This window comes from Leptospira neocaledonica, assembly GCF_002812205.1.
GTDB classification, from domain to species: domain Bacteria; phylum Spirochaetota; class Leptospiria; order Leptospirales; family Leptospiraceae; genus Leptospira_B; species Leptospira_B neocaledonica.
In genome coordinates this window covers 63,919-89,920 of record NZ_NPEA01000002.1, presented here as the reverse complement: position 1 = coordinate 89,920, position 26,002 = coordinate 63,919, and the positions used below count along the sequence as shown (strand labels likewise).

Here is a 26,002-nt window from a genome sequence, read left to right as displayed (position 1 = left end):
GTATGAATTCGGAAAACACTCCTCGTTTTAGCGATAGATTCGAGTTTATTCCAGGAGAGAATGATCTATATTCTCTCCTGGAATCTTTTAAAAGATCGGAACAGGATTGGATCGACCTAACTGTTTCTAATCCTACAAAAGTTGGCTTAGTTTATCCAAGAGAAGCCATATTACATTCTATAGAAAAGCCCGAAAGTATGGAATATGATCCAAATCCAAAAGGAATGTTAAATGCTCGAAAATCCATCGTAGGCTATTATAAAGAAAAAGGTTATAATATTTCGGAAGAGGACCTATTCTTAACTTCTTCCTCTTCCGAAGCATATTCTTATTTAATAAAATTATTATGTAATCCGGGCGAAGAAGTTCTCATCCCTTCTCCCGGGTACCCGCTCTTTGAATTTTTGTCGTTGCTGGATGGAGTAGAATTTAATTCATATAAGCTGGATCAGAACGACAGTTGGAAAATAGATTTTGAAGACTTAGGATCTAAAATCACAAACAAGACTAAAATCCTATTTTTAGTTTCTCCTAATAATCCGACTGGAAGTCTTCTTACTTCCGAAGAATTCGAAAAACTGAAAGTCATTTCTAAAACCAAAAAGATAACCTTGATTTTAGATGAAGTCTTTTCAGATTATTTACACGAAGAAAATCAGAACCAATTTGATTTCTTTCATACCGATTTTCCCATTTTTGTAGTAAACGGAATCTCAAAGATACTCGCGCTTCCTCAGATGAAACTTTCGTGGATCCATGTTGGAGGTCCTACAAACTGGAAAAAAGAATGTAAAGAACGATTAGAAATCATTTCGGATACATACCTTTCTGTAGGAACTCCAATCCAACTTGCTCTTCCTGAGTTATTCCAATGGAGAAATATGATCCAAAGCCAGATACTCAGAAGAATCCGTAGAAATCTTCAGATTCTGGAAAATTTTCATTCTTCTCATACGGGGATTGGATACACTTCTCCCAAAGGAGGATGGTACGCAGTATTACGGTCTGAATCTTTCTTAAATGACAAGGAATTCTCTTTTAGATTATTAGAAAAAGAGAAAGTGCTAGTTCACCCCGGATCCATATTCGGATTCGAAGAAGATTCAGGAAGTATAGTGATCAGTTTAATTTCTGAAACTGAATTATTCCAGTCAGGACTGGAAAAAATCTCAACGTTCTTATGAAATGACTTTCTGAACGAAACTTTTGTATTGTTTTGGAGTTAGCCCGGTCGCCTTCTTAAACTCCACATTAAAAGACGTTTTAGAGCCGAAACCTACTGCAAATGCAATATTCAGAATATTATCTTCGGTATCGTTTTTCAGAAGGAGTTTCGCTTCTTCTATCCTTTTAGAATTCAAATAAGCCGCGAAGCCCATTCCGAGCCTAGAATTTAGAAGTTCAGATAATTGGTGAGTACTGAGACCGATCTTAGAAGCCAGCATTTGGATGGTAACTTCTTCCTCTGCAAACAATTTCTCCGTGTTCATCAAAGTTTCGAGAGCATTTAAAGATTCATCCACGTCTAGACCTGAGATCTTTGAACGAGCATATCTAGGTTTATTTATAAAACCTCTCAATGTTTCGAGAAGACTATTCTTCTCCTCCAGATTCTGGGAGTATTTTTGAATAATATTATAAAGAAGAATAAGAAGGTCCGCCGGGAAGAACAAAGGCACCGAATATACGGTAAAAAAGCCGTATTCCAAAAATCCCATATAGTAAAAAATACTAATATACCCTAAGGTCATATACATTCCCCAGGAGACCAAAAACAGGTTTAATTTGCGATTTCCCCGTCCTCTCAGATAGATCCCGGAAATCAGTATCATCGGTATAGAAATGGAGTATATGATCTCGTTGATCAGGGTCAGATACGCTATTGTATCCATCATAAAAATGAGTGGAAGTGTAAGGCCAAGAACTACCGCGAAAAAGAATAAGATTCGATCCACCCAAGGCAAAAACGTTTCCGTTTCCAAAAATTTTCGGATAAATTGAAACCCGAAGAGCCCTCCCACATTAAAGAAAAAATAATTTACTTTTTCGGCCCAAAGAGGTGAATCTTCCCAAAAAAGCTCTATCGCATTTCCATAATTTACATCGTAAGATGCTCCCATACAGAAAGCATAGCAGGTATATAGTAGAAATTCCTTATGTTCGGTTGCTCTATAATATAATAAAGCGACTAGGATAAGCATCCCGTACAAGCAGGCAGAAAGTGAAAATACTCCTGTTTCAATCGCGAGATTAGCTCGGACACCTGCTTCATCCATTATATCGATCGGAAATGACATGATGGATTCGGATTTGATCCGAACGATAAATTCTTTTTCTTCTCCAGGCTCTCCTTGCAAAAGTAATGTTGGATAGAGAACATTTTTTACAGGCCAATCACTTTTTGATAATGTATCCCCTACTCTTTGCAATGGGGTTACCCCATTTGGGGTATATAATTCAGCTAAATCATGCGCCTTCCATCTAATTACGAAGTAAAGATTTTCACGAATTTCTTCTCGAAATCGAATTCTGAATTTTAACCAATACGATCTTTTGGAAAAATTGAAATTTAAGGCGTTTGATCTAATTTTTTTCCAGCCGTCGTTTTTATTCGAAGGAGGAGGAATACTTTCAGTATCGGTTTTTTCCCAAAGGTAAAGTTCGGGTGTAATGTTTTTATTATGTTCGTTTGTTTCAAGAATGAACGGAAGTTCTTTCGCGAAGATGGAACCGAAGCTCGAAATAAGAACGAGAAAGAAAAACGAAATTCGGATCATGCGTTAAAAAACCATTTTTTGTAATTCGATTCGCTGCAAACAAAAAACGTTCATGTATATAATTCCGAACGATTTTAGATTATATATAGTATATTATCTAAATGTTACTCTCCAGTAAGAGTTATTACTTAACTCATATACGTTAACTGGAGTTTACATCAACGCCAAGATGGCGTTTTCTATTCGCCTTGCCTCGGACGAGTTTAATCCGCTTGTCCGAATAATTTTCAGGCCCGCTTCTAGCGGGCCTTTTTTTATCCTTTTGCAAAAATTCTTCCGAAATCCAGTCACACACAATCCGTTAATTCGATCCTAATATGCGAAATCAAAAAAGGATATTAATATGCATCCAAACGAAGCCAAAATCAGAGATTTTTATAAAAGTTTTGGTTCTAGAAATTCTGCAAGTATAGCAGACTTCTATTCACAAGACGCTGAGTTTTCAGATCCGGTATTTCCTAAATTAAAGGGTGGAGCAGTGCCAGGAATGTGGTCCATGCTTTTAGAAAGAATGGACCCAAACGCGTCGATAGAATTGGTAGAGGCAAATGCTAGCGCCGAAACAGGAACCGCATACTGGGTAGCTACTTATCTATTCTCAAAAACAGGAAGAAAGGTCCAAAACCATATCCGATCCGAATTCCAATTTAAAAACGGAAAAGTAGTCAAACAAAAGGATAGATTTCCTCTCTGGAAATGGACCAGAATGGCTTTAGGCACTCCTGGAGTTCTTTTGGGATGGTCACCTTTAGTCCAAGGAAAGGTTAGATCAGAAGCCGCCAGAAATTTGGAACATTATCTTAAGAAAAAAGGGATAACAGCTTAGAATGGAAAAATCCGTAACGATACAAGACGAGTTTACGGATACAATCCGAATCGCTCTAGAGGGAAGACCTAGGGCGATGGAAATTCTTTTGGAAAAGATCCAGGATTATATTTTTAATCTTTCCTTAAGAATGTTATGGGATCCTCAAGAAGCGGAAGATGCAACGCAAGAGATCTTACTCAAAATTTCTAATAAACTTTCCGGATTTAGATTTGAGAGTAAATTTACTACTTGGGTATATTCTATCGCAAGCAATCACCTTCTCACTATTAAAAGACCTAAGAATATCGTATATTTGAGTAGAATACGCCAAGAGTATTTATCTAAACCGAACTCGATCTCTTTAGAAGATCAGGTAGAGGATAAGATCCTGGAAGAAGAGATCCGATTCGGTTGTGTACATGCAGTTTTATTAAAATTAAATTCCGCAGATAGGATAGTATTCGTTCTATCCTCGGTTTATGGTATGAATAGCGAAGAAGGAGCCGAAATTTTAAATATCAGTTCCGAAAACTTTCGCCAAAAACTTTCCCGTTCCAAAAAGAAACTGTCCGAATTTTTGTCCAAAGAATGCGGAATGTGGATCGATAATAACAAAGCATGTCCTTGTATTGGATTGTCCGGACATCTTTTAAATCGAAACAGAGACAATGTTTCCTTTTTTACGGAATTGAAAAAGTTAAAAAAGAAAAGTCCTAATTTAGAAGATTCTAAAGTATTAGAACATTTAAAAGAGTTGGATCGACTTGCCTGGATTTATAAGAGCCAAGGAATTTACGAAACTCCCAAGGATATTTTAGAAAAGTTAGGACCTTCTTCAATTCCTTAAAAAAATATAGAACTACTGAGCTTCCGTCCAATCTTTCGGCTTCGTAAGACCTAAACGTACAAAGTCCCTTAAAAAACCCCTGTATCTGGTCAATACTTCACTCTTATTATGTTCGGCAGGTCTGAAGATTCCTTTTTTAGAAAATAACTTCATAGGTTCTTCTTTGATATCAGACCAAGTACCCACTTCTAACGTCAGAGGAAGAAATTTAGAACTCCAACTTTCTTGTTCCGAATACAACTCTAGGTAATGATCGTAAAATTTATCCCAAAGATCTCCATGAGTGGTATAACTCGCGCTCTGAGGACCATACGCAAAATTGATATGACCACAATGATCTTTAAAATGAGATGCAATCTTTTCATACAAAGAAGTATCGGAACAAGGCCTATGAGTATAAGCATATGGCCACCAAACATTATCCACCGTTCCGAAACCTGAGTGCAGATCCAAAACGGGCAGGATAGAATCTTTTACATGGAAGAATTTTTCGAAGACGGTTCTAGAAAGTGTCCGAGACTCCGGCTCTAATCCATGTCCCCTGAAATAAGGAAGTTTGTTAGAGAACTTTTGACCTCCGAAAAAAGGCAGAGGTTTCTCCGCGTCTATTCCCGAGTTTCTCATCAGATCCACTCCACCAGGATTTGCCCTAGTCTTTGCGGCAACCCCTCCAGGATTCACAATTGGAATAACTACCAATCCTAATTTACCTTTTTTTAATTCAGGAAGAAAACCAGTAGATTTTGGGTTAATGATATATTCCAAAAAATCGATTAGGATCTGGATTCCTATGGTTTCCAATCCATGAACACCCGCAGTAATTCCAACGGGATGTTTTTCTAGACCTTCTTTGGTTCCTATTTCCAAACTATAGATCGGAAAACGAAAACCCTCGTCGGTCCTCCTGGAAAAACCTGCTTGGTTGATTTTTACAAGTTTGCCGCCGAGTTTTGCGATTCTGAGCAATCTTTTCTCGTATCGATTCAGTCTTTTGATACCTCTGAGCAAGGTTCGCCTCCGAAAATTTCAGATCGTATCTTTAGTCCACGGTTGGGTTTTTAAAACCCGGGTCTTTTATCAGACCTTTATATTTTTATTCTTTAGAGTTTTGCAAAGTTTGTAACCATTTACAATCTTCCGAAAGTTCAGAAACTCCTTTTTTGATCAATTGGCAATCTGCTTCGGTTGCTGTTTTCAAACAGGAAATGGTCCTACTTATAACCAATTTAGGTTCTTGCATAGCTAAAGTATACACTTTGGATTCTTTAAATTTTTCTAAACAAAAATCCTTTCTTAATCTTTTTTCCAGAATGGCTTCCGAGTCCGGATTCAAGGTTTTCATATCAGGATCCGCACATTGTCTGACCTTCTCACAGTACTTGGAAACCCAAGCGAATCCATTGGAATTCTCTACTCCGTCTTGGTCCGCTTTCCAAACGGATTCCACCGCTGCTGGAGCTTTTTTCTTTTTAGAACAACCGACTGAGAAGAATGTCCCCATCAATATGAGGACCAGTCCGAAAGGAATTACAGTTTTATTTATTTTAGAGACCATTCCTTATTCTTCCTTACCTCGTTTACGAATGATGATTTCTATTCTTTCTTGGGAAGCTTTTACTTCCGGGCTAGGACCTTCTTCCGGCCCTAACTTTCTAAATCCATGATATGCTTGGACTGAAAGTCTTTCTCTGGAGATACCATATTTTTCCGCTAAGGTTTCTGCGATCAAACTTGCACGATGTGCATTGTATTCCCAAGTATTTCTGAAACCTTGACCTGCTTGTTCCGCATAAGGGACTTGGACTCTTAAAGTGATATCCACATCCATTCCTTGTGCAACTTCTGCTACTTTTTTAAATGTGAAGTCTGTATCCTCATCAGGATGAAATTCACCTTCGCCCAAGGATGGAGCGAATACTTGGATCCGGATCTCTTCTGTTTCGTTGATACCGATGAATAATTTAGTTTTCTCTTTCAGCTTCTTTAATGCGTAAGAGATCCTTTCCCAGAAGCGATACATTTGGGTCCTTGGCTGTAATAAAGGATCCTCTTCTAATGTGATATTAGAACCTTCAAAAAAGGATTCTCCTAAACCGAATCCACCTCGAACCAAGTCGGCAACTTGTTTCAATTTGTTTTGATCTACTTGAGAAATAGAATATAAAATGATAAATAATCCAAGAAGAAGGGTGATCATATCCGCATACGTCAAAAGCCATCTGTCCCGGTTTTCATCTCCGGCCTCGACAGGCTTTCTGTATCTGGAAAAACGTGATCTTCCGTTCAAGCAGGCGGCTCCTTAGGTTGCTTTCCGTTTAAGAAAGCAGACTCTAGATATTCCGACTCTCTTCTCTCCACTTGCTCGATAAAAGAAACAAAAATTTCGGGGGATACTGGTAAAACTGCGTTGTATGCCTTCTCTACCGAATCGAATAAGAGAGAAACTCCTAACAAAGATGCCATAAACCTGGCAGGTCGGATCAGATACGCTGAGATAGGTTTATGCGCTAATTCATAAAATGTCCTAAGATTATGAAGAACGATCTCTAACTGCTTTTCTCTTTCTTTTTTATGACCATATGATTTATACAGATCATCGTATTCTTCTCTGGTAAGCTTTTTGCCGTCCCAATCTCTTTGAATAAGCAATTGTGCCATTTCAGAATCTAGATGATCCGTAAGATTGTTTAACTCTATTAGAGTTTCTAGATTCGCTCTGGTGGTTTCCTTCATCATACCTTTTACTTTTTGGTATGTGTCCAAAGCGAGATGCATCCAAGCTTCTTTACCATCCAGATTGTAAATGGTTTCGAAAAAATATTCCACCATAGAGATGGTTTCTTCTAAATGAAAATAATCCGCATAAAATTTACGGAATCTTTCCACTTGAGCCCGAACGATCTCTACTTTGGCATGTTTAAGTTTATGTTCTTCGAAACTACTCACGATATTATCCGGTTATTATTTGGACTTTCCTCTTGAAACCAAAGGTAGAGGATAACTTTTGAAACCTTGTTGGTCCACTTCGGTTTTTACGGAACTAAAATCCGTAGGAAGATTGATCGTCTCTCTATAAGATTTGGAACTGGAACGCACTAGTAGATTTGGAATACCGTCCACTTCCGGAGTATATTTGAAACGAACTCCGTATTTATGATTTCTCGCCCAACCTTCTTTCGTAATTTCTAATAGAGGAACCTTGGAGTTTATATATTTTTTTTCGAAAGAATATACAGAAGATCCTGGAGAATAATATTTCAACCCTTCTTTACCGGAATCCACCTCTACCTTTCCGCCTTGGGGAAATGAAAGAGTGATATATGTAGTACCTGAATATGATCCTCTGTTCTTAAACCAAATTACCACTTCGGAGGCGGTGCCCTTTTTCCATTCGGAAGGAGCTTCTATACTTAATAAACCTGGAGCAGCCACATTCGAAACGTCAGGTACCAATTCCCATCCATTGAAGTTAAAATTTTGTGCGTAAGTTCTATTATTCGGAAAAATGGTGAGGTTCTTTTCTTCTTTATTATAAGAGAAATCGATCCGTTTTGATTTTGCCAAAAACTGGTGATCTTTTAAAGAAGCAAGTCCGTCTAAAATTTTCTCCCCCTTACGGATCACATATGGAACTGAAAAAAGACCTAAAGGAGGTTCTTCACTTAAAACTTCTAAAAAGAGAGAATTGAAAGAATCCCCAGGAAGTTCTTCCATTAGAATTCTTTTAACTACATAGCCGGACTCTTTTGTATTCTCATCTTCTCCGACTTTCCAAGACGAAGACTTAGAATCGTGAACAAAAGGTCCAATATTAAGAAGATTAAAACCTATCTTGGATTTGAGAGTCCATTCTCCGTTTTGTTTTTTAAAAACTGCGAGTATTTCCTCGGTCCCATTTCGGACTAAAGCGAAAGTTTCCAGGTCGGGATCCTCATCCAAGTTTCCAAGCTTTTTGAGAACCACGTCAGGGCTTTTTTCTTCAGCCTCAGGAATGGTTAAGGAGATAATTTTGGAATCGGACGGTGTTTTTGAATTACAAGCGATGAGAAGAATGAATACTGAAAAAAGGATCAATATCCTGACAAAAGAAACAAAACGAAACATATTCTGTACTACAGCTTCTTTCCGAGAAAAGCAGATGTCTATCGATTTCCTAGGCCCTAAGTAGTCCCCATACCGAACACATTTTTTACGATCCTAGCATTTGTAGTACCATCGTATTCGTCCGTATAAGCTCCTAAAGCCTCTGCAAATTCGATTGATAATCCAGCCTTGGTCCTAAGCTCCGGGAAATATAAAAATCCCTTTGCTCTTCTGGGAGTGAATGGATGAGTCAAATATTCCAGGTACTTCTCCCATTGTTGGCCTTGTAAAACGCCGTCTGAGAATACTACCTTTGCTCCTCTTTTTACATGGCGGATCTCATCATCTTGAACGATCTGCATAATATCCGCTCGTTTTTGGTCTCCAAATTTTTCGAATGCCTTTTGGTAGATCATAGAAAAATCCAAATTGGCACCTTCGAAAGAAAGAGCCATGATCGCAAAAAATTTCTGCAACGTCTGCATATTAGGGATTTGTTTCCAGAAAATATAATTGAGCGGACGATCTCCCAAATCCATTCCCCATTCTCGGATAGAGTCCAAATAAAGTTTGAGATGTTTCTGTTCTTCCAGAATCGTCTTGTACAAACTTTTACGAACAGAAGAAGGAGCATTCTGAAATTTCAATATAGCCCACGCAAATATCTCCACTGCCATCAACTCATGATTTGCAAAATGATGGAGAGAAAGTATTCGATTCTCCTCGGAATTCAAATGTTCCACTCGGGGCATTTTTGATTTTTTATCTGAGAAAGATATTTTAGAAGATCTTTCCGGTCTGTCTTTAGGAACAAAATCCGGCCAAATAATATCTTCCGGCATTTTTTCCGGAGAATATAACTTATCTTTTAGATTAGGAGAACTTAAGAGAAATTGCGCGTATTCGTTTAAAGTCAAGGTCAGTGTTTTTTAGAATCGAATGCTAACTCGATAATGGACCCTCTGATACTGGAATCAGTAGGGTCCGAGGAAATTCTTCCTTCTTTACAATGATACATGATCTTTACCGAGTCCATTAAGGATTGCATGATGAGTAAACCTTTGCCCAGGTTTCTATGTTGGGTAAGCTTTCCTCTATTCGGAAGTACCTCACATTTACCTTCTTGGTAGGTTTTTACTTTTTTTAAAAATTCTTGGAGGGAAGAAGGTTTGGCTTCTGTCACCTGCTCTTCTATCTTTTCTTTTTTCAGACCGGCACCGTAATCCACGATCCATAAAGTGAATTTGGAATTATCGACGATCCATCTGCAGATGATAGTTTCTTCGGAACTGGAATTATAATTTGCGGAAATAGAATTGGTGAGAGCCTCATCCGCAGCTAACTCGATCTGCTGGATATCTTTGGAGATGAATGTATTCTCTTCTAAAGATTGGCGAAGAGCTCTTCTGAACTCCCGAATGCTGGCTAAATCAGGAGGCAGGAACATAACGTACGAACCCGAATGATGTTTAACCAAAAGTGAATCGGCCGTATCCCTCATTTCTTGTCTGAGAAGTCCCCTAGTATATTAATACAGACCGAAAGGGGGGTTTTGCAACAAAAAACCCCCGAAAAAATCCTAAGGTAAGGAAATTCCTACCTGTACCGAGATTTTCTCTATTCGTTTGAGTAGCTTTTCCTTCCCTAAGAGGGGGAATAGAATAGGTAACTCGAGTCCATGAGCTTTTCCTGTAGCAGAGACCCGGATCGGCATAAAGAGAGTTTTTCCCTTTTGCCCGGTCTGTTCCCCCACTTGGGTCATCAAAGCCTTATAATCCTCATCGGTTTTAGGGTCCGACTTTTTTAATAATTCGTAAAATGTTGAGACAATATTCGGAGAAAATTCTTGGGAAAGAATTTCTTTCGCTTCTCCATCCTCGACTTTTAGGTCGGATACAAAAAATTCTGCAATATAATCAGGAGCTTGGCGCAAATTGTCCAGATACACTCTAACGCTATCGACTAGAGAATGTAATTCTTTGTTTTTAGGGTCTCTATATTCCGCAGGAATATCCGTTCTGTTTTCTAAGAATGGAACCAGACTCTCCGCCACTTTTTGGATCGGAAGTTCTCTGATATATTTGTTAGAAAGCCAATTCAATTTGGACTTGGGGTTCATCGCGTCTGCAATCTGATCCAGGCTAGAGAAGTTAGTCGCAACCTCCTCATCTCCACCCTTCGGTTTTCTGAATACGTCAAAAGTAGAAGGTGACTTGGAACAACGATGCACGTCGAAGGTTTTAGGAAGAATGTCTCCAGGTAGATATTCCTGGCCATCGGGAGAAGTCCAACCTAACAGAGCCATATAATTCAAGAATGTCTCAGGAAGATAACCTAAATCACGGAATGCTAATATAGAAGTAGCTCCTGCACGTTTGGACAATTTTTTACCGTCCATTCCGACGATTTCGGAAGCGTGAGCAAACTCAGGAACTGGAAAACCTAGAGCTTCATAAATAAGGATCTGGCGAGGTGTATTAGAAAGGTGACCCACTCCACGGATCACATGAGAAATTTTCATGAGCCCGTCATCCACAACCACAGCGTAGTTATAAGAAGGGAAACCGTCGGATTTTACGATAATGAAGTCCCCGATCAGTTTTGTTTCGAACTTCACTTTTCCTTGAATAATATCGTCGAAGATCAGAGTTTTAGAAGGAGTTTTGAAACGAACAGAATAAGGAGTTCCTGCTTTCAATTTTTCCTGAACTTCTGCTTCGCTCATATTGGCATGAAGTCCATCGTAAACGTATGGAACTCCCATTGCCTCTGCTTGTTTTTTCTTTGCCTCTAATTCTTCTTGGGTACAGAAACAGCGGTAGGCTTTTCCCTCGGAGATCAACTTTTCAGTATATTCTTTATAGATAGAGATTCTTTCGGATTGTACATAAGGACCGTAAGGGCCCCCTACATGAGGACCTTCGTCCCATTCAATCCCCAACCATTTTAGGGATTCAAGGATGGTTTTAAAAGATTCTTCGGTGGATCTGGCTTGATCCGTATCTTCTACCCTTAATAAAAATTTTCCGCCTTGGGCTTTGGCGTATAGATAATTGAATAAGGCGGTTCTAGCTCCGCCCACATGAAGGAACCCGGTAGGTGACGGTGCGAACCTGGTTCTAACTTCCTTATTTTCTGGCATTGTCGTAATCTTTTAAGAGGATGATTGGATAGTTCTTCAAATCGGCCGAGGCAGTAAACGGAATATTATTCGTAGCATCATAAAAATGCATAGAGACTAATTCTTCTTTTCTTTTTTGTTTCCATTGGGCTACATTCTTCGAAGATAATAGATCTTCGGGAAGAATTCCCCAGGCTAAGCGTAATTCACCTTCTTCTCTGAAAGTCCAAACTGGAAGTCTACCTTCTACCAAATTTACGTATTGGAATATCTGGTTCTTATAATCGTAGTCCGCGTATGGAAAACTCCTGCCACTTGGACTCGTATAATCAGTAGTCAAAGTAGTCCGGCTATTGCGAACATTCTCCCAGTTCAGTTCGACATTCTTACCTAAACTTCTATATTCTTTGGCGACCCATACAATTCCTGATTGGGAAAAATTATATAAAATCCCCCAATCGGAAACATTCAGTTGTTTAGAAGAAGTTTGTATCCCGGATCTGAAATTTTCTCCTTCCCAATTCCAAGATAGAACACCTTGAGGATGAAAGGAAACTTGTTTAGGATTAGAAGATTCTCCGTCTTCTAATCTGGCAGAACCGGAAAATATAGATGCCTTAAAACTTAATTTAGGAAAAACGATCCCTTTAGGCAGGGAAGCGTGAAAATCTTCTTTTGTTTCCCAGAAATCAACTTCTCCTGTCCAAATTTTTTCCTTAGAAGCTTGGGTCAGTAATATTAAATATCTGAGATGGCCAGGTTGGTTTCGAAAAGATTCAGAACTTGCAGAGATCGAACTAATATTAGAATAGATCCGAATACTGGGAAGATCAGAAACTAAAGGTTTTTCTTCCGTCCATTGCGTCAAAAGAGAACAGGACATTAGAAAAAATAAATAGGTCAGGCCTAGTGAAGTGAATATTGCTCTGAGGTAAGATCGAGACTTCGGTTCCAAAAGAATACAGCCGGAAAAAGAGGATTTCTTGAAAAACTTTCCGTTTTCGTCCGAATCTTCAAGGAAAAACCGGGAAATTTTCTTTCCTTATCGGTGTTTCCCAACGAGAAAGTAAGAATTACTGCAACTTGAGTCGATTTCTTCCTAAAAAGTATGTACGAATTCAGGTAGTACGTTAAAAGGTTGACAGTAAAACCGTCCTAAAATCCTTTGGCTATAAAAGTCCTATGAAAGATTCCAATAAATCAGGTAAAGAAAACTTCCCTAAAATACCGTTTGAGGACCAAGTTAACGACGATCAGAGAAAATATTCTCGATATGTCTGCGATTCTCGGGCAATTCCTCACGAAATCGACGGTTTAAAGCCGGTCCAGAGAAGAATTCTTTGGGCAATGTGGAATTCTGACGCACGTAACCGTTACACTAAGACTGTAAAAGTAGCGGGACTTGCGATGGGATATCACCCACACGGAGATAGATCCATCCAAGATGCTCTTTCTCAGATGGCTCAGGACTTTACGTTCGCAAATAATCATCCATTAGTTTCGGGAGAAGGTACTTTCGGAGACGTTTTGGATCCGAGTGCAATCGCTTCCCCCCGATACACCGAGGTCAAACTTTCCGATTTCGTAAAAGATCTAGGATTTTTCGAAAGTTTACCGGATATAGATTACGTTAAGAATTACGATGAGACCGAAGACGAGCCGATTCACTTCGTAGGAAAAGTTCCAATAGTTCTTCTAAATAATATTATGGGAATCGCAACCGGTTTCCGTTGTTTTATTCCGGGACACAAACTTTCCGCAATTATCAACTCACAAGTTAATTATCTCAAAACCAAAAAGCCTCTGCCTTTAAAACCTTGGTACAAAGATTATAAAGGTGAAGTGAAAATGGCGAAGACCGAAGCCGGTAACACTACCATGACTACCACCTTCGCATTCACTTGGGAAGGAGATACTTTATATCTTACCGATTCTCCAATGAATTGGAATAGAGAGAAGGTGATCAATCTTCTGGATGATATCTTAGAAAAAAAAGAAGGCTGGTTGAAAGACTACGTGGATCATTCCAGCCAAACTTTCCGGATAGAGTTGAATTATAAAAAGGGAGAGAAGCCGACTGCCAAGGAAATTTCGGCATTATTCTCCAAAGAAGATACCCAAACTCTAGCGAATAACGTAATTACTTACGACGGTCGCCTGAAAAACTTCGGACCGGAAGAAATCATCAAACGTTTCTGCGATTTTAGAAAGACTCACTTGATCCGCAGATTCAAACGTTTGGCAGGTTTGGAAGAAGAGAAGATCGAAAGAAACTCCGAGTTGATCCGTTTCATCAAAGAAAAATGGAACGAAAAAGTGATCGGGATCAAATCCAAAAAGGATTTCGAAGATAAACTTCAAAAAGCAAAATTCAAATACTACGAATGGTTGGCCTCCATTCCAATCTATAGAATGACTTTGGATGAAGTCCGCAAATGTGAAGAAGCCATCGTAGAGGCAAAAACCGCCCTATCCAGATACCAAGGGCTTGTGAAAGAAGATAAAAAATTAACAGAATTCATGATCGGTGAATTAGCCGAGCTGAAGGATAAATGGGACAAGGAATGAGCACTGCTAAAACCAAAACCGAAAAGAAGCCCGCGACCGGAGGGGAACGGAACTTCAAAAAACTCTCCAACGTAGAACACGTAAGGATGAGGACCGGAATGTGGTTAGGGCAAAACTCTGCTTCCACATTCGAGCAGCATTTTTTCCGTAAGAACAGCGGCAATTTATATGAGATCGTTCACGAAGAACTGGAAGATGTTCCTGCCAAATTAAAATGTTTGGACGAAGCTTGTATGAACGCGGTGGATGAATACCGCAAGAACCAAAAGGACAAAGCTATTCCTGAAAAGGATAAGATGTCCAAATTGATCATCCAACTTTCTTCCGACAAAAAAACTGTAACAGTAGCTGATAACGGAAGAGGTATCCCTGCAAAGAATGCGGAAGGTGTATATCTGCATTTGATGTACGGAGAGAACTTCGACGACCACGTTAAACAAGACCATGTGGCCGGCCAGAATGGTGTCGGTATTTCTTTGGTAAGAATGGTTTCTTCTTACTTTAAAGTAAAAACCACCAACGACGGAAGTACTTTCAAAAAACTATTCACTCTTCACGAAGACGCAAAAAAGCAGATCCGTTCTTATAAACTTTCCAAAGAAGATACTGAAAGAGTTTTCTTATACTTCGACGAGCACGGAAAATTTGACGATTGCCCACTTCTTACAAAAGATCAAATCGAGAAGTTAGTTCCGATCTGCAAAAAAACGAATATGATCGAAGCTATCGAAAAAGCTTCTAAGGAAGATCACGGAACTGCTGTCGAATTCGAACTAAATCCTAAATATTTTAATAATATAGATACTTCCTTCAATGTGGATCTGATGAAACAGTATCTGCAGGACATCGCAATGACCAATCCAGGATTGGAAGTGCAGTTTGTTCATAAAGGTAAGAAGGAAAAGTATAAGTTCAAAAAAGGTTTAGATGAGATATTCTCTCATTCCGATCTGACTTACTACAAAATGGATTATAATGCACCGGCTGCAGGATCTCAATTGCATCTGGAAGCTTATCTTGTGATCGGGCAGAATAAAAACTTAACTTGGGTGAACTCAATCTTTGCTCCACAAGGTGGTTCTGCAATCGAGTATCTGGAAAACAGACTTTGCGACGAAGTCCGTAAAAAAAGCCAGATCGTTTCCTTAGAGAAAAAACTCAAAACAAGCTGTACTCGTAACGACGTTAGGAACTGCTTTCACATGTATGTGAACATGAGACTTCTGAATCCTCGTTTTAAGTCCCAGGACAAGTCTTATTTGATTAACGACTTGAACGAAGACATCCGTAATGCGGTGGACAAACATTTAGATAAGTTCATTAAAAAAACCGGATTATTAGAAGAAGTTAAACTCCAGATGGAGAAACGTACTCAGCTAAAAGCTTTCGAAGACGCACAACGCGGACTCAAAAAAGCAAGTAAGATGAATATCCCTAAACTCATGCCTCCGACTGGAAAACCAAATGATCCGGGTCGGGTACTATTTGTTGCAGAAGGGGACTCCGCAATCGCAGGACTTCGCCCTGCAAGAAATCCAAAACTTCATGGCCTATTCCCTCTTAGAGGAAAGCCTATGAATTGTAAGGGAGTCTCTCTTGCGAAAGCAATCGCAAACGAAGAGTTAAAAAATATCGTCGCGATACTCGGTCTCCCATTAGATCAAAAAGTAAAATCCATCGAAGAATTGAATTATGATAAGGTAAGTATCATTACTGATGCGGATTTTGACGGGTATGCAATCCGTTCTCTCATGCTTTCTTTCTTTTACGAGTACTGGCCTGAACTTTTCGAGTTAGGTCTCATTCATATTTCCAGTGCACCTTTATACGAGGTGGATGTAAAAATGGGAGATTCTAAAAAGACCGAAACCATGTTCTGTATCGATGATAAAGATTACGATGCTCTAGTCAAACGGGTGGAAAAATCCGGAGGACAGATCGTCCGCAAAAAACGGAACAAAGGACTCGGAGAAACAGGAAAAGAAGCAATGAAATTCGCAGTAGATGAGTGTATGACCAAGATCACCATCGGAAACAAGAAAGAAGCTTCTAAGATCCAGAACCTTTGGTTCCACAAAGATTTTGCAGAACAAAGAAGAGATGCAATCTCCGAATATGCAATGAGTGTAATCGAAGACTGATACATAATAATTTTCTTTTCTGTAGAAAACCCGGATATTATTTTAGAGATAGAATGATATTCGGGTTTTTCCGTTTTAAAGGGTTAAGGTTATTTTCCAACGGAATATTCCTTATGAAGAATAATCCTTTTTCTTCGATAGTTCTAATTATAGTCATTTGCTTTATAACATTACAAAAATGCGCGATCCTTGAAAAGTATTTAGGTCCAAATTCTTCAGGATCTTATTATGTAATTGCAGATCGATTAAATGTTAGAGAAGCTCCGAGTTCAACCAGCAAAAAAGTTGGAACTCTTCCTTACGGGACTTATTTAAGCTTCGAAAGAACTGATCAAATTGAAGAAATCAATGGGAAAAAGTCGTTTTGGTTTTTTTCCAAACAAGCAAAGGGATACGTTTTCGGCTCCTTTTTAAATCCGAAAGCCCCTAGTGCCGGTGTAAAAGAAATGAAACTTACTCTGAGGTCTTCTGATTTTTGTTACTTCTTCGAATCACAAACTGTCCGTTTATTTTCAGAAAAAATAATATTGAGAATTGAGAGAACGGAAGAAGGAGGAAGTTGCGTCGAAGGAGAATTTACCGGAAATTATAAAATTGAAGAAGGACAGATTATTGGATATGATTTTCATCCTACCGGAGGAAGAGATGATTGTGAGAAGCAAGGAGTAGATCCTAAACTTCCTCCTATAGAATATGAATACCTTCGGAGCTTAGCAATTTCAAATTCCCAAATGATCTTAAAATACGATTCTTTTGCGGAAGGCTTTCTCACCCCTGGCCTTGAAAAAGCTGTTAGAAGATCGCCTAAAAGTATTATCAGGGAAATTTGCGTCTTGAGATCAAAACATTACTGTAACTACGGTAGCGATACGTTTTTTGAACAAGGGTATTATTGCGAGAGTAAATAATCGTTAAACCAGATTTACCGCTTTGATCGCGGAACTTAAAGCAGCCTCTACTGTTCCGGTAATTTCCCCGGTATGTTCTCCCGCAAAAAAGATACGGTCGAAAGGTTTTCTTAGAATAATCTCCGACCCAAAACTCCCAGGTGGAAATTCTGCAATCCCGTTCGGCACGTAATCTTTTCTAGCTTCCGTAAAATAGAATCTCTGGATCTGCAGATCCTTTTTCAAACCCAAACGATCCAATGTAAGACGAATATATTCTACCTTTTGGTCCTGACTTGCTGAATCAAACACGGAGAATCTATCACCATTCGCAATTACTCCTAATACCTTATCTCCGGTGTCAGCCTTGGTACCAGCATCATATAGGAATTGGGCCGCCGCATCCGAGTGAACTGCAAAAGGAGAAGATTCCCAAGGTGATTCTTTCAAAACCAAAAACAATTTATAAATCTGAGAATAACGAACTCTTAATGCTGCGAGAAGTTTTTCCTTATCCAATCCTGGATTCCATTTCACGTTAGAGATTTGATTCGCAGGTAAAGTGCAGATACAAGTTGAACCGCTAAACTTTCTTCCGGAAGCAGTTGTTACAGTGACTCCTGCAGAATCTTGCTCCACAGATAAGACAGGATCCGAAAAAACGAACTCGGTGTTTTCTATATTCATCACCAAGGTTTTTGCGATACTTTCCATTCCACCTTCTATTCTGCTATTTCTTTGAGGAAATTGCGAAAGATCGCTTAAAACTTTTTCGGCAGACAAAACTCGGATACTATCCCCATAATGAAGAGATAATTTATGACCGAGTAAAGTCAGATCTTCCGGACTGACCCCTTGGTATATTAAATAATTATAAAAACTTATACGATCCAAAGCTTGTTGCTGAGCTGTATCTAATTTAGAATTTTGTGATACTAACTTAGTCAGGATCTCTTGCGATTTGGAAGAAAGCTCCCAAGTTCCCGCTTTTCTATAAGTTCCTAAAAACAGATCAGGAACTAAGGGAGAAGCTTGTAATTTTAATCCAAGTTCTCTAACTAAACTACGAACTGTTTTATCATCGGAAGAAACCCATTCAGCTCCCAAATCCATAACGTGACCGGAGGGATCTTGTACTGATTTAACTCTTCCTCCCACTCTATCTGTGGCTTCTATCAGAGTTACTTTACTTCCTGTTTTTCCTAATATGTATGCCGAATAAAGTCCCGAAAGTCCTCCGCCAAGTACGATCACCTTCTTCCCAGAGTTTGTATTCTGAGCGGATAAATTTCCCTTACGACTTCCCAATAAAGCTGCGGCGGTTAAAATTCCGGCTTTTAGAAAAGTAGATCGGGTTATTTTCATCGGATTCCTCTTTAGAAGTTTTATTAGAACTCTCTCTTTTATTTTCGGTCTATGAAAGATCTTTCCCGAATTTTTTGCGAAGTAGAATGTCTCATTGATATGAAATTATGTACCGAATCGTTCCTATTCGTTCGTAAGTTTAAAATATCGCCGATTTATTTGGATATTGCAAGGAATAGACTGCTTCAGCATCCTAATGGTTTTTCCCTTGCCAGGGGAAGTGCTAAACCAAAACCTGGAATTACGCTTTCAGGGAGGAAGTCGGGTGAAAATCCCGCGCTGACCCGCAACTGTGATGTCCGCCTTAAACGGAATAAGCCAGATCTTCCCCGCGATACTTTAACCTCGAGGTTGGGGGGTATCGTAAATCTCGCCTTAGCGCTTCCGCGCTGTCCGCGAAGGGGCCCCGAAAGCAAAAATGTCGGGGCTCTCGAACGGGAAGAAGAAAAATCGCCGCAAATACCAAATCGTTCTGATCTATACAAGATCAATGATAGACTAACGTTATTTGCTTATATTTCTTTTCCGCGACATCCGGCAGAAATCAGGAGAGAAAAATGAGAAAATTCAGGACAAAAGCGATAATCCTACTATTCGCTTTATCATTAATCAACACCGCTTGTTTCGAGACAGAAAAGTCAGAGTCGGATAATAACGCCTTAATCATGGCGATCGTCCAGGCCAACAATTTTGAAATTAAAGGATCTTGGAATCTTGGCTTTTATACCGGCGGAACAGACGGAGGATCAGCAGGAAGCTCAGTTGTAACTCAAACTAGTTGGAAAGAACCCGGCTCTCAACAGTTGACTATTCTGGAAATTGATATCGCAAATAAACGTTTCTATTATCAGTTTTCCGCAGACGATGCATTTAATCCGAGCAAATACGGAAGAATGGATTGGGCTACGCCTCATACAAACGATTGCCCAGGCGGCGCATCTATTTGTTTTGAATTTTGCCAAGCCGTATACGCGGAAAACACTCTCGCCGATGTCAAAAGTAATTCGATCGTAAGTGATCATTCGAATTACAAAACGAACGGCTGCGGTGCTGCGAGCTTCGGCTGGAATTACGCAGTTCCACAATAAATATTTCAAAATTCAAAGGAGAGTCACAACGTATGAAACAAATAAGTAAATTCGCGTTTTTTGGAATGTTTATTTTTCTCTTTCTCATAAGTTGTGACGGCTCAGGAAGCAGCACTGATCTGACCGGACTATTACTGACCGGACAAAATTCCGTCTCGACTTCCGAAAATTGTCCTCCTGGAACTATAGACCCGGAATATCTTTTAGCGAATACTATAGTCAGTGCCCCAGGTAGTAATCCTAGCATTCGATATAAAGATCCTGTAAAAGCGATCAACGGAGTTTGCGGGGGAGGACAGAACTCAGGCGGTGTAGATGTTTATACCATGGGTTCTACAGATCCGGATAATTTTCTGATCCTCTCTTGGAATGGAGCAACCGTGACTAACGGTACAGGTGTTGACTTTATCGTTTTCGAGAACGGTTTCCAACAACAAGCTTCTATCAATTATTTTATAGAACCTATAATCATAGAAGTCAGCTTGGATGGCACAAATTATTGCGGATTCAATCCTCAATATACCGGAGCAGCAAGCCCTGCTAGTTTAAACCCTACAAATTGGATCCGCTTTGGAGGAGCAAATCCTGTTCTCTGGAATATGCTTACTCATCCACTCACTCCCGAGGAAATTTTTCCTGACCCATTTGTTGCAAATGCTGGCGGAGATGCGTTCGATCTAGATGATTTAGCATTGGATGCTCGATTTGCAAATGGATGCGATTCTACAGTGCTTTCTAATCTGCAAACAAACGGATTCAAATTTATTAAACTACTAAATGCGAAAGGACAATCTACCTTTCCCACTCCTGCAGGAAGTTTTGACGGAGGCCCGGATATAGACGGAGTCATCGCTAAATCTATAACTCCTTAACCTAAATCGAAACATAGGTTTTCTGATCTTTCTTTCAATTTAACAATTTAAAATTTTTACAAATGAAAACAATATGATCCGCCCAAAAGATGTACACCAATTGAACTTAGATAAATGTTTACGCAACAAAATAGATACCAAGACTAAACCTTTAGGCGCCTTGGGAAAATTAGAAGATCTTGCCTATAGAATCGGCACGATCCAGAACACAATAGACCCTGTATTATCCAATCCTCATTTACTAGTATTCGCAGGAGATCACGGACTCGCAGACTCCGGAGTTTCTGCTTTTCCGAAAGAAGTTACGTACCAAATGGTATTAAACTTTTTGAATGGAGGAGCAGCGATTAACGTATTCTGCAAGCAGCATGGGATCAAATTGTTGGTCGTAGATGCAGGAGTTTCGGGGAATTTTGAACAGGCTCATCCTGATTTTATCCCGGCCAAGATCGCTGCCGGAACCAGAAATATTCTTAACGAAGCAGCAATGACAAGAGAAGAATGTGAAGAAGCCATCCGTATCGGTGGAGAGATCGCGACTACCAAGGTTCCGAAAGATTGTAACGTGATCGGTTTCGGAGAGATGGGAATAGGGAATACTTCCAGTGCCTCCTTGCTTGCTTCCGTATTTTTAGATCGTTCCGCGGCGGAACTTACCGGAAGAGGAACAGGTCTAGACGACGAATCATTAGAACGTAAGAAAAAGATTTTAAACGAATGCAGAGCAAAACACCAAGTAGATCCAAAAGACCCGATAGAAGTTCTTTCTAAATTTGGAGGTTTCGAGATTGCGATGATCTGCGGAGCAATGCTTTCTTCTTATAAAGAGAATCGTTTAATCTTAGTAGACGGTTTTATTGCAAGTTCTGCCTTCTTAACCGCATCTAGAATAGAACCTAAAATTGTTCGTAACGCTGTCTTTGCTCACAAGTCTTCCGAACAAGGTCATAGGCTGATCCTGGAATTTTTTGACGCAGATCCTATTTTGGATCTTGGGCTCCGTTTAGGAGAAGGGACCGGATGTGCACTCGCCTACCCTATCTTAGAATCCGCATTGGCTTTCTTAAGAGAAATGGCAAGCTTCGAATCCGCTGGCGTTTCCGAAAAAAAAGACTAAGTGGGAAGTAAATTCTCGCTGCCCGAATCGGAGGAATGAATAAGTTCGTCTTTGCATGTTTGGATTTGTCCGTAAAGAACTGATCATCTTCCTTTCCTCCGTACGTTATAATACTCGTATTCTTGTTCCATCTTGGGTCGAGCATTCAGATGAATATCTCAATTCTTCTTCCAGATATTTTCCTTTAGTAGGATGGATTGTTGGAACTGCGACATGGTTCGTCCTCTGGGTCTCAGATCTTTCTTTAACCTGGGAGATCAGCATTGTTTTGGCAATGGCAGCTTCCGTTTTTATAACTGGGGCATTTCACGAAGATGGGTTTACAGATGTATGCGACGGATTCGGCGGAGGTTGGACAAAAGAAAAAATCTTAGAGATTATGAAGGACAGCAGGATCGGCGCCTTCGGGACAATCGGGATCATACTTGTCCTTCTTCTTAAATTTGTATGTTATAAATCTTTAGAAGAATTTTCAATAGAGGTGTTATTTATCACGATCCTCTCCTCTCATTCTTCAAGCAGGTTTTGGGCCTTATTCACTGCAAAAACACTTACTTATGTGAGAGAAGACCAACTCTCGAAGGCAAAACCAATCATCAAAACTTTAAAAATTTCTAATGTAGTCATCGCAGGGGTTTGGGGACTGGCTCCTTGGTTTGCATTCTTACATAATGAATATCTTCCTTCCGATAGAGTCTTTGGATTTTTATTATATCCATTCCTATTACAATCATTCGGATATTTATATCTCAGAAGTTTTTATAAAAAATGGTTAGGAGGATACACGGGAGATTGTTTGGGCGCAGTCCAACAAGTCACCGAACTATTGTATCTGATTGGGATTATCGCTGCATGGAAATCTTTTTAGTCCGACATACAACGCCGGAAGTAGAACCAGGAACCTGCTACGGTAAATCGGATCTAGGACTACCTTCTAGTTTTGAAAAAGAAGCGGAGAAGGTTCTGGAACTTCTTCCTAAAAAAGTACATTCGATTCGTACTAGCCCATTATTCAGATGTTATAGTCTGGCAGAATATATCAGCAAACATCTGGAATCAAAATCAATTGCTCCGGCTTGGAAAGTGGACTCGAATATTCAAGAGTTGGATTTCGGTGATTGGGAAGGACGTTTGTGGGAGGACCTACCCAGATCGGAAACCGATCCTTGGATGGAAGACTACGTAAACAGAAGACCTCCCGGTGGAGAAACCTACTCGGAATTAAAGACCAGGATCTTAAAATCCTGGGAAGAAGGTCTGCAAGAAGCAAAGTCCTGGGAAAACTTCAAAAAAGAAGAAGGGGACACTTCAGAATACAAAACCATTTGGGTCAGTCACGGAGGACCAATCCGATGTTTGTCTTCTATCGTATTAGGCTTTCCTTTACAGAATTCGTTTCGACTGGTATTAGAATATGGATCTGTTTCTTGTTTTAAAATCCGTTTTGGGGAATCGGAATCTTATCCTCAGCTTGTTTATTGGAACAAGAAGTAAGCCCTACTTTGAGAAAATAAGACATAAACCGAATACCTGTATTACTAAGGTGTTTTTACTTTTATCCGATAAGGAATATAGTATTCGAATCTCCTATGTTCTCTTTCCGAATGTTAAAATTCAGCTCTCATCTTCATAATGAAAAGTTAAAGTATATCCTAATCGTATCTTTACTTCTAAGTCCTTCTTTCATAGGCTCGGATAATTCTCCCGAACTAACAATGCCTGGACAACCGGAAAGTTCCAAACTATTCATTCTAGATGCAAGCGGCTCAATGAACGAATATCTAGGAATTTACCAAAAAGTCCATCTTGCAAAAAAGTATGTTCGTCATTATGTAGATAAACTGCCGGAAGAGACAGAGGTAGGTTTTATCGCTTATGGAAATCGCCTCCCTGGTTGTCAATCTTCCAGACTCTATCAACCTTTAGAAAAAGGAAATCGTCCCGGTTTTCAAAATAAACTTTTTGGACTCACTCCTTCCGGGGCAACTCCGCTTGCAGAATCAATTCGAATTGCAGGCGATTATATTATCCGTAGAAAATCTCCTACTGATTTAATCTTAGTAACCGACGGAATTGAAAGTTGTTATGGAAATCCTGAAAAAGAACTCCAAGTGTTACAACAAAAAGGAGTAAATTTTAAAATGCATATCCTAGGCCTCGGATTGAAGCCGGATGAAAAAAGGATCATGCAATCTTTAGCAAAAACAGGAAATGGAAAATATTATAATGTAGGAGAGGATAGCGACTTCTTTCTCGCGATGGAAGATCTTTTAAAACAAGAACCTCAAACTAAACGAACAGAAATAGAACCTGAAAAACGGTATCCTAAGATCAGGATCTCGGATATTGAAAAAAGACAAACCGATTCGGAAGAAAATTTTTATAGAGTTAAATTCGTTTTCGAAAATTCAGATTCTGATAACCAATGTGTGATCTTAAATCTAAAAAGAAGAAGTTCTACTTTTTCCAAAACTCAAAACTGGAATCCACAACGAACTACCGAACCGGAAAGAGTTTTACGAACAGAACAGACCTGTTTCCAAACTAGGAAAGGAGAAGGAGAATTTCAGATCTCTGCTCCCGCGCATCTTCCTTTAAATTTGGAATTGGAACTTTGGGACACAAAGGGTATCCCAAGTTCAGTGGATAAAAGTGGAGAAAGAAATCTTACAGAGTAATTTTCTAAAATGACCTTAGAAAATCCAAGTTTTGATGATTTGGATACGTCACTCGATATTCCAACTTGATCTCTTTTTTGCCAGAAGGAGGAATTTCCAAACTCCACTCTATGATTCCAGAGTTAGCACGATATTCCTTAGAACCTGGAGTGCTTGTCTCCTGATTCACTTCCACTTTCACACTCGCAGATTCGGAGATTGGGATTTGTTCTCTTACGATCACAGTTTTACTTTCTTTACCGAAATTTTCCAGGCTCAAATAGACTTTCTTTTCCATCACTTTTTGAGTGGAGATCAATCCCTCTTTCGTTTGATTCCAATCCTTTCTATAAGAAAGTCTTAAACTACCTTCGGTACCTAGAGAAACGGAAAGATTTTCCTTAGGAGAAACGTAAGGAACTTTTGTTCTTCCTACTAGTCCTGAACTTCTGAATAAGGAAACTTCTCCAGGAAGAATCGGAAATTCTCCCATGTTTTGAAACTCTGCTTCCAATAAAGGAAAAGGTTTGTATCTAGGAGAAGCTATGGTCTTTACCTGAATTGGAGAAGTAAAAGATAACATCTCGAATTTTCTAGATTCTTTTTGAGAAGCCAATGTAATCGTTTTAGGAAGTCTAAACAAAAATCCGCTTCCTCTTTCGCTAGAAGGAGAAGGTTCTTCCGTAGCGGGCATATTAGACTCTTCGTTAGGCATCTGAGCAGCACCAACTGCTTGGGTTTGGTTTGTGAGAATTTCCTGCTTGGAATCCACTTCTACATCAAATAATCTTAATGGACGAAGCCTATCTCTTCTGAGGGACAGATCCGGTCTGGTGGTAGAAAGAAGAAGTTGTACTCCTTTCCAATCTTCTCCTGTTTCTTGTCGGATCTCAACTATATATTCTAATTTTGCTTTAGTCAAAGAATCGTCCGCAGTCAGGATATATGTAGGTCTCCAGTCCGCATTAGAAACCAAATAACTCAAACGAAGTTCCACACTCTTAGTCTCGGAACTCGTATTTACGATCTGTACCCAAGTTGTACGTGTGCTTTTTTCTGCCTGAGACAATAAGAGGGAAAGTTGCGCTCTTGCTTCTTCTAGTTCAGTTTGGACTTTTCGTTTCGATTTTTCCAATTTCTCCCAAGAGGCAAAAATTGAAACAGCCTCATCTCTTGTCTTTTTAAGATAAGTCCCCCAGTTTTTTCCATCTCCCTCTATTCTACCGTAAAGAAGGTTTCTGCCCACAACATCCGAAACTTTTTTTCGCATCTCGGAGAGTAGATCTTTTTCAGCCTTTAAATCATTCTCTTTTGCCAATATACTTTCCAGATCCTTTTCCAGTTGTTGCACTTTTTTCTGGAGCTGAGCGACTTCCGGATTCGAAGCTGCAGTACCTTCTTCTTTCCAAGTCCTGGAACCTGTGACTTCCACTTGAGGAGAAGTTACGGCCGCTGTTAAAGTTTCTTCTAAAAGAGAAACAGGCAAATAAGAGATCTCAATTTTGTTTGCTCCGGGTTCCAACTGTACTCTTCCTGATCGCAGGATTTGAGCCGTTCCTTGATGGACGGTCACTTCTTTGATAGGGAGACTGAATTCTTTTCCGATAAGCGGAAAGGAAACCAAAACAAATACAAAAGTAAATCGAACGAAAGATGAATACATTAAAGTTT

General features: G+C 39.4%; 24 protein-coding genes and 1 riboswitch. Of the genes, 12 read left to right on the top strand and 12 right to left on the bottom strand.

The features are described from left to right. Nucleotides 1-2 precede the first annotated feature (2 nt). On the top strand, nucleotides 3-1,184 hold the full coding sequence (locus CH365_RS02805) for a pyridoxal phosphate-dependent aminotransferase (RefSeq protein ID WP_100767097.1): 1,182 nt from the start codon (nucleotides 3-5) through the stop codon (nucleotides 1,182-1,184). On the opposite strand, the gene CH365_RS02800 is transcribed toward CH365_RS02805, so the two are convergent. Then, nucleotides 1,179-2,777: a 7TM diverse intracellular signaling domain-containing protein gene (locus CH365_RS02800; protein WP_100767096.1), complete on the bottom strand. Its 1,599-nt coding sequence runs from the start codon at nucleotides 2,775-2,777 to the stop codon at nucleotides 1,179-1,181. The genes CH365_RS02805 and CH365_RS02800 overlap by 6 nt on opposite strands. A 343-nt stretch (nucleotides 2,778-3,120) precedes the next feature. On the opposite strand from CH365_RS02800, the gene CH365_RS02795 reads away from it, so the two are divergent. Both CH365_RS02795 and CH365_RS02790 read left to right on the top strand, forming a co-directional pair. Further along, nucleotides 3,121-3,603, top strand: a complete 483-nt coding sequence (locus tag CH365_RS02795) for a nuclear transport factor 2 family protein (RefSeq protein WP_100767095.1) — start codon at nucleotides 3,121-3,123, stop codon at nucleotides 3,601-3,603. Nucleotide 3,604: 1 nt separating this feature from the next. Continuing rightward, nucleotides 3,605-4,432, top strand: coding sequence for an RNA polymerase sigma factor (locus CH365_RS02790; protein ID WP_100767094.1), 828 nt, complete (start codon nucleotides 3,605-3,607; stop codon nucleotides 4,430-4,432). A 12-nt stretch (nucleotides 4,433-4,444) separates the two neighbouring features. On the opposite strand, the gene CH365_RS02785 is transcribed toward CH365_RS02790, so the two are convergent. The 9 genes from CH365_RS02785 to CH365_RS02745 all read right to left on the bottom strand — a co-directional run bounded on the left by CH365_RS02785 (nucleotide 4,445) and on the right by CH365_RS02745 (nucleotide 12,519). Then, entirely contained in the window at nucleotides 4,445-5,440 is a 996-nt protein-coding gene (locus CH365_RS02785) for a M14 family zinc carboxypeptidase (protein ID WP_100767093.1), read from the bottom strand. Between the two features lie 85 nt (nucleotides 5,441-5,525). Then, on the bottom strand, nucleotides 5,526-5,987 hold the full coding sequence (locus tag CH365_RS02780; protein WP_100767092.1) for an LA_2478/LA_2722/LA_4182 family protein: 462 nt from the start codon (nucleotides 5,985-5,987) through the stop codon (nucleotides 5,526-5,528). Between the two features lie 3 nt (nucleotides 5,988-5,990). Continuing rightward, complete coding sequence (locus tag CH365_RS02775) at nucleotides 5,991-6,719, bottom strand: flagellar motor protein MotB (RefSeq protein ID WP_100767091.1); 729 nt, start codon at nucleotides 6,717-6,719, stop codon at nucleotides 5,991-5,993. Then, complete coding sequence (locus tag CH365_RS02770; RefSeq protein WP_100767090.1) at nucleotides 6,716-7,378, bottom strand: FFLEELY motif protein; 663 nt, start codon at nucleotides 7,376-7,378, stop codon at nucleotides 6,716-6,718. The genes CH365_RS02775 and CH365_RS02770 overlap by 4 nt, the downstream gene beginning before the upstream one ends. Before the next feature lie 15 nt (nucleotides 7,379-7,393). Then, complete coding sequence (locus CH365_RS02765) at nucleotides 7,394-8,536, bottom strand: LIC13341 family surface-exposed protein (RefSeq protein WP_100767089.1); 1,143 nt, start codon at nucleotides 8,534-8,536, stop codon at nucleotides 7,394-7,396. A 56-nt stretch (nucleotides 8,537-8,592) separates the two neighbouring features. Further along, on the bottom strand, nucleotides 8,593-9,432 hold the full coding sequence (locus CH365_RS02760) for a DUF455 family protein (RefSeq protein WP_100767088.1): 840 nt from the start codon (nucleotides 9,430-9,432) through the stop codon (nucleotides 8,593-8,595). Nucleotides 9,433-9,434: 2 nt separating this feature from the next. Then, nucleotides 9,435-10,016, bottom strand: coding sequence for an ATP-binding protein (locus CH365_RS02755; RefSeq protein ID WP_208861149.1), 582 nt, complete (start codon nucleotides 10,014-10,016; stop codon nucleotides 9,435-9,437). 78 nt (nucleotides 10,017-10,094) lie between these two features. Beyond that, on the bottom strand, nucleotides 10,095-11,657 hold the full coding sequence (gene gltX, locus CH365_RS02750; RefSeq protein WP_100767086.1) for a glutamate--tRNA ligase: 1,563 nt from the start codon (nucleotides 11,655-11,657) through the stop codon (nucleotides 10,095-10,097). Further along, complete coding sequence (locus CH365_RS02745; RefSeq protein ID WP_208861148.1) at nucleotides 11,644-12,519, bottom strand: LIC_13346 family putative lipoprotein; 876 nt, start codon at nucleotides 12,517-12,519, stop codon at nucleotides 11,644-11,646. Before CH365_RS02745 ends, gltX begins: the two co-directional genes overlap by 14 nt. A 299-nt stretch (nucleotides 12,520-12,818) precedes the next feature. Between CH365_RS02745 and CH365_RS02740 the strand changes: the two genes are divergently transcribed. The 3 genes from CH365_RS02740 to CH365_RS02730 all read left to right on the top strand — a co-directional run bounded on the left by CH365_RS02740 (nucleotide 12,819) and on the right by CH365_RS02730 (nucleotide 17,253). After that, entirely contained in the window at nucleotides 12,819-14,204 is a 1,386-nt protein-coding gene (locus CH365_RS02740) for a DNA gyrase subunit A (RefSeq protein ID WP_100767084.1), read from the top strand. Further along, entirely contained in the window at nucleotides 14,201-16,345 is a 2,145-nt protein-coding gene (locus CH365_RS02735; RefSeq protein WP_100767457.1) for a toprim domain-containing protein, read from the top strand. Before CH365_RS02740 ends, CH365_RS02735 begins: the two co-directional genes overlap by 4 nt. A 113-nt stretch (nucleotides 16,346-16,458) precedes the next feature. After that, nucleotides 16,459-17,253 (top strand): SH3 domain-containing protein, encoded by a 795-nt coding sequence (locus CH365_RS02730; protein ID WP_165782563.1) that lies wholly within the window; start codon nucleotides 16,459-16,461, stop codon nucleotides 17,251-17,253. 3 nt (nucleotides 17,254-17,256) lie between these two features. Here the strand turns inward: CH365_RS02730 and CH365_RS02725 are convergent, their stop codons facing one another. Then, nucleotides 17,257-18,597, bottom strand: a complete 1,341-nt coding sequence (locus CH365_RS02725) for a flavin monoamine oxidase family protein (protein WP_100767082.1) — start codon at nucleotides 18,595-18,597, stop codon at nucleotides 17,257-17,259. 239 nt (nucleotides 18,598-18,836) lie between these two features. After that, nucleotides 18,837-18,963: riboswitch (adenosylcobalamin (AdoCbl) riboswitch) on the top strand. Between the two features lie 191 nt (nucleotides 18,964-19,154). On the opposite strand from CH365_RS02725, the gene CH365_RS02720 reads away from it, so the two are divergent. The 6 genes from CH365_RS02720 to CH365_RS02695 all read left to right on the top strand — a co-directional run bounded on the left by CH365_RS02720 (nucleotide 19,155) and on the right by CH365_RS02695 (nucleotide 24,352). Then, nucleotides 19,155-19,685 (top strand): hypothetical protein, encoded by a 531-nt coding sequence (locus CH365_RS02720; RefSeq protein WP_100767081.1) that lies wholly within the window; start codon nucleotides 19,155-19,157, stop codon nucleotides 19,683-19,685. A gap of 32 nt (nucleotides 19,686-19,717) precedes the next feature. Then, a complete protein-coding gene (locus CH365_RS02715) occupies nucleotides 19,718-20,557 on the top strand; it encodes an LIC_13355 family lipoprotein (RefSeq protein WP_100767080.1) in 840 nt (279 codons plus the stop codon). 73 nt (nucleotides 20,558-20,630) lie between these two features. After that, entirely contained in the window at nucleotides 20,631-21,674 is a 1,044-nt protein-coding gene (cobT, locus tag CH365_RS02710; RefSeq protein ID WP_100767079.1) for a nicotinate-nucleotide--dimethylbenzimidazole phosphoribosyltransferase, read from the top strand. Between the two features lie 55 nt (nucleotides 21,675-21,729). Then, nucleotides 21,730-22,542, top strand: coding sequence for an adenosylcobinamide-GDP ribazoletransferase (locus CH365_RS02705; RefSeq protein ID WP_100767078.1), 813 nt, complete (start codon nucleotides 21,730-21,732; stop codon nucleotides 22,540-22,542). Beyond that, a complete protein-coding gene (locus tag CH365_RS02700) occupies nucleotides 22,527-23,168 on the top strand; it encodes a histidine phosphatase family protein (protein WP_100767077.1) in 642 nt (213 codons plus the stop codon). The genes CH365_RS02705 and CH365_RS02700 overlap by 16 nt, the downstream gene beginning before the upstream one ends. A 95-nt stretch (nucleotides 23,169-23,263) precedes the next feature. Beyond that, nucleotides 23,264-24,352: a vWA domain-containing protein gene (locus CH365_RS02695; RefSeq protein ID WP_100767076.1), complete on the top strand. Its 1,089-nt coding sequence runs from the start codon at nucleotides 23,264-23,266 to the stop codon at nucleotides 24,350-24,352. A gap of 4 nt (nucleotides 24,353-24,356) precedes the next feature. On the opposite strand, the gene CH365_RS02690 is transcribed toward CH365_RS02695, so the two are convergent. Beyond that, nucleotides 24,357-25,994 (bottom strand): mucoidy inhibitor MuiA family protein, encoded by a 1,638-nt coding sequence (locus CH365_RS02690; protein ID WP_244282971.1) that lies wholly within the window; start codon nucleotides 25,992-25,994, stop codon nucleotides 24,357-24,359. Nucleotides 25,995-26,002 lie beyond the last annotated feature (8 nt).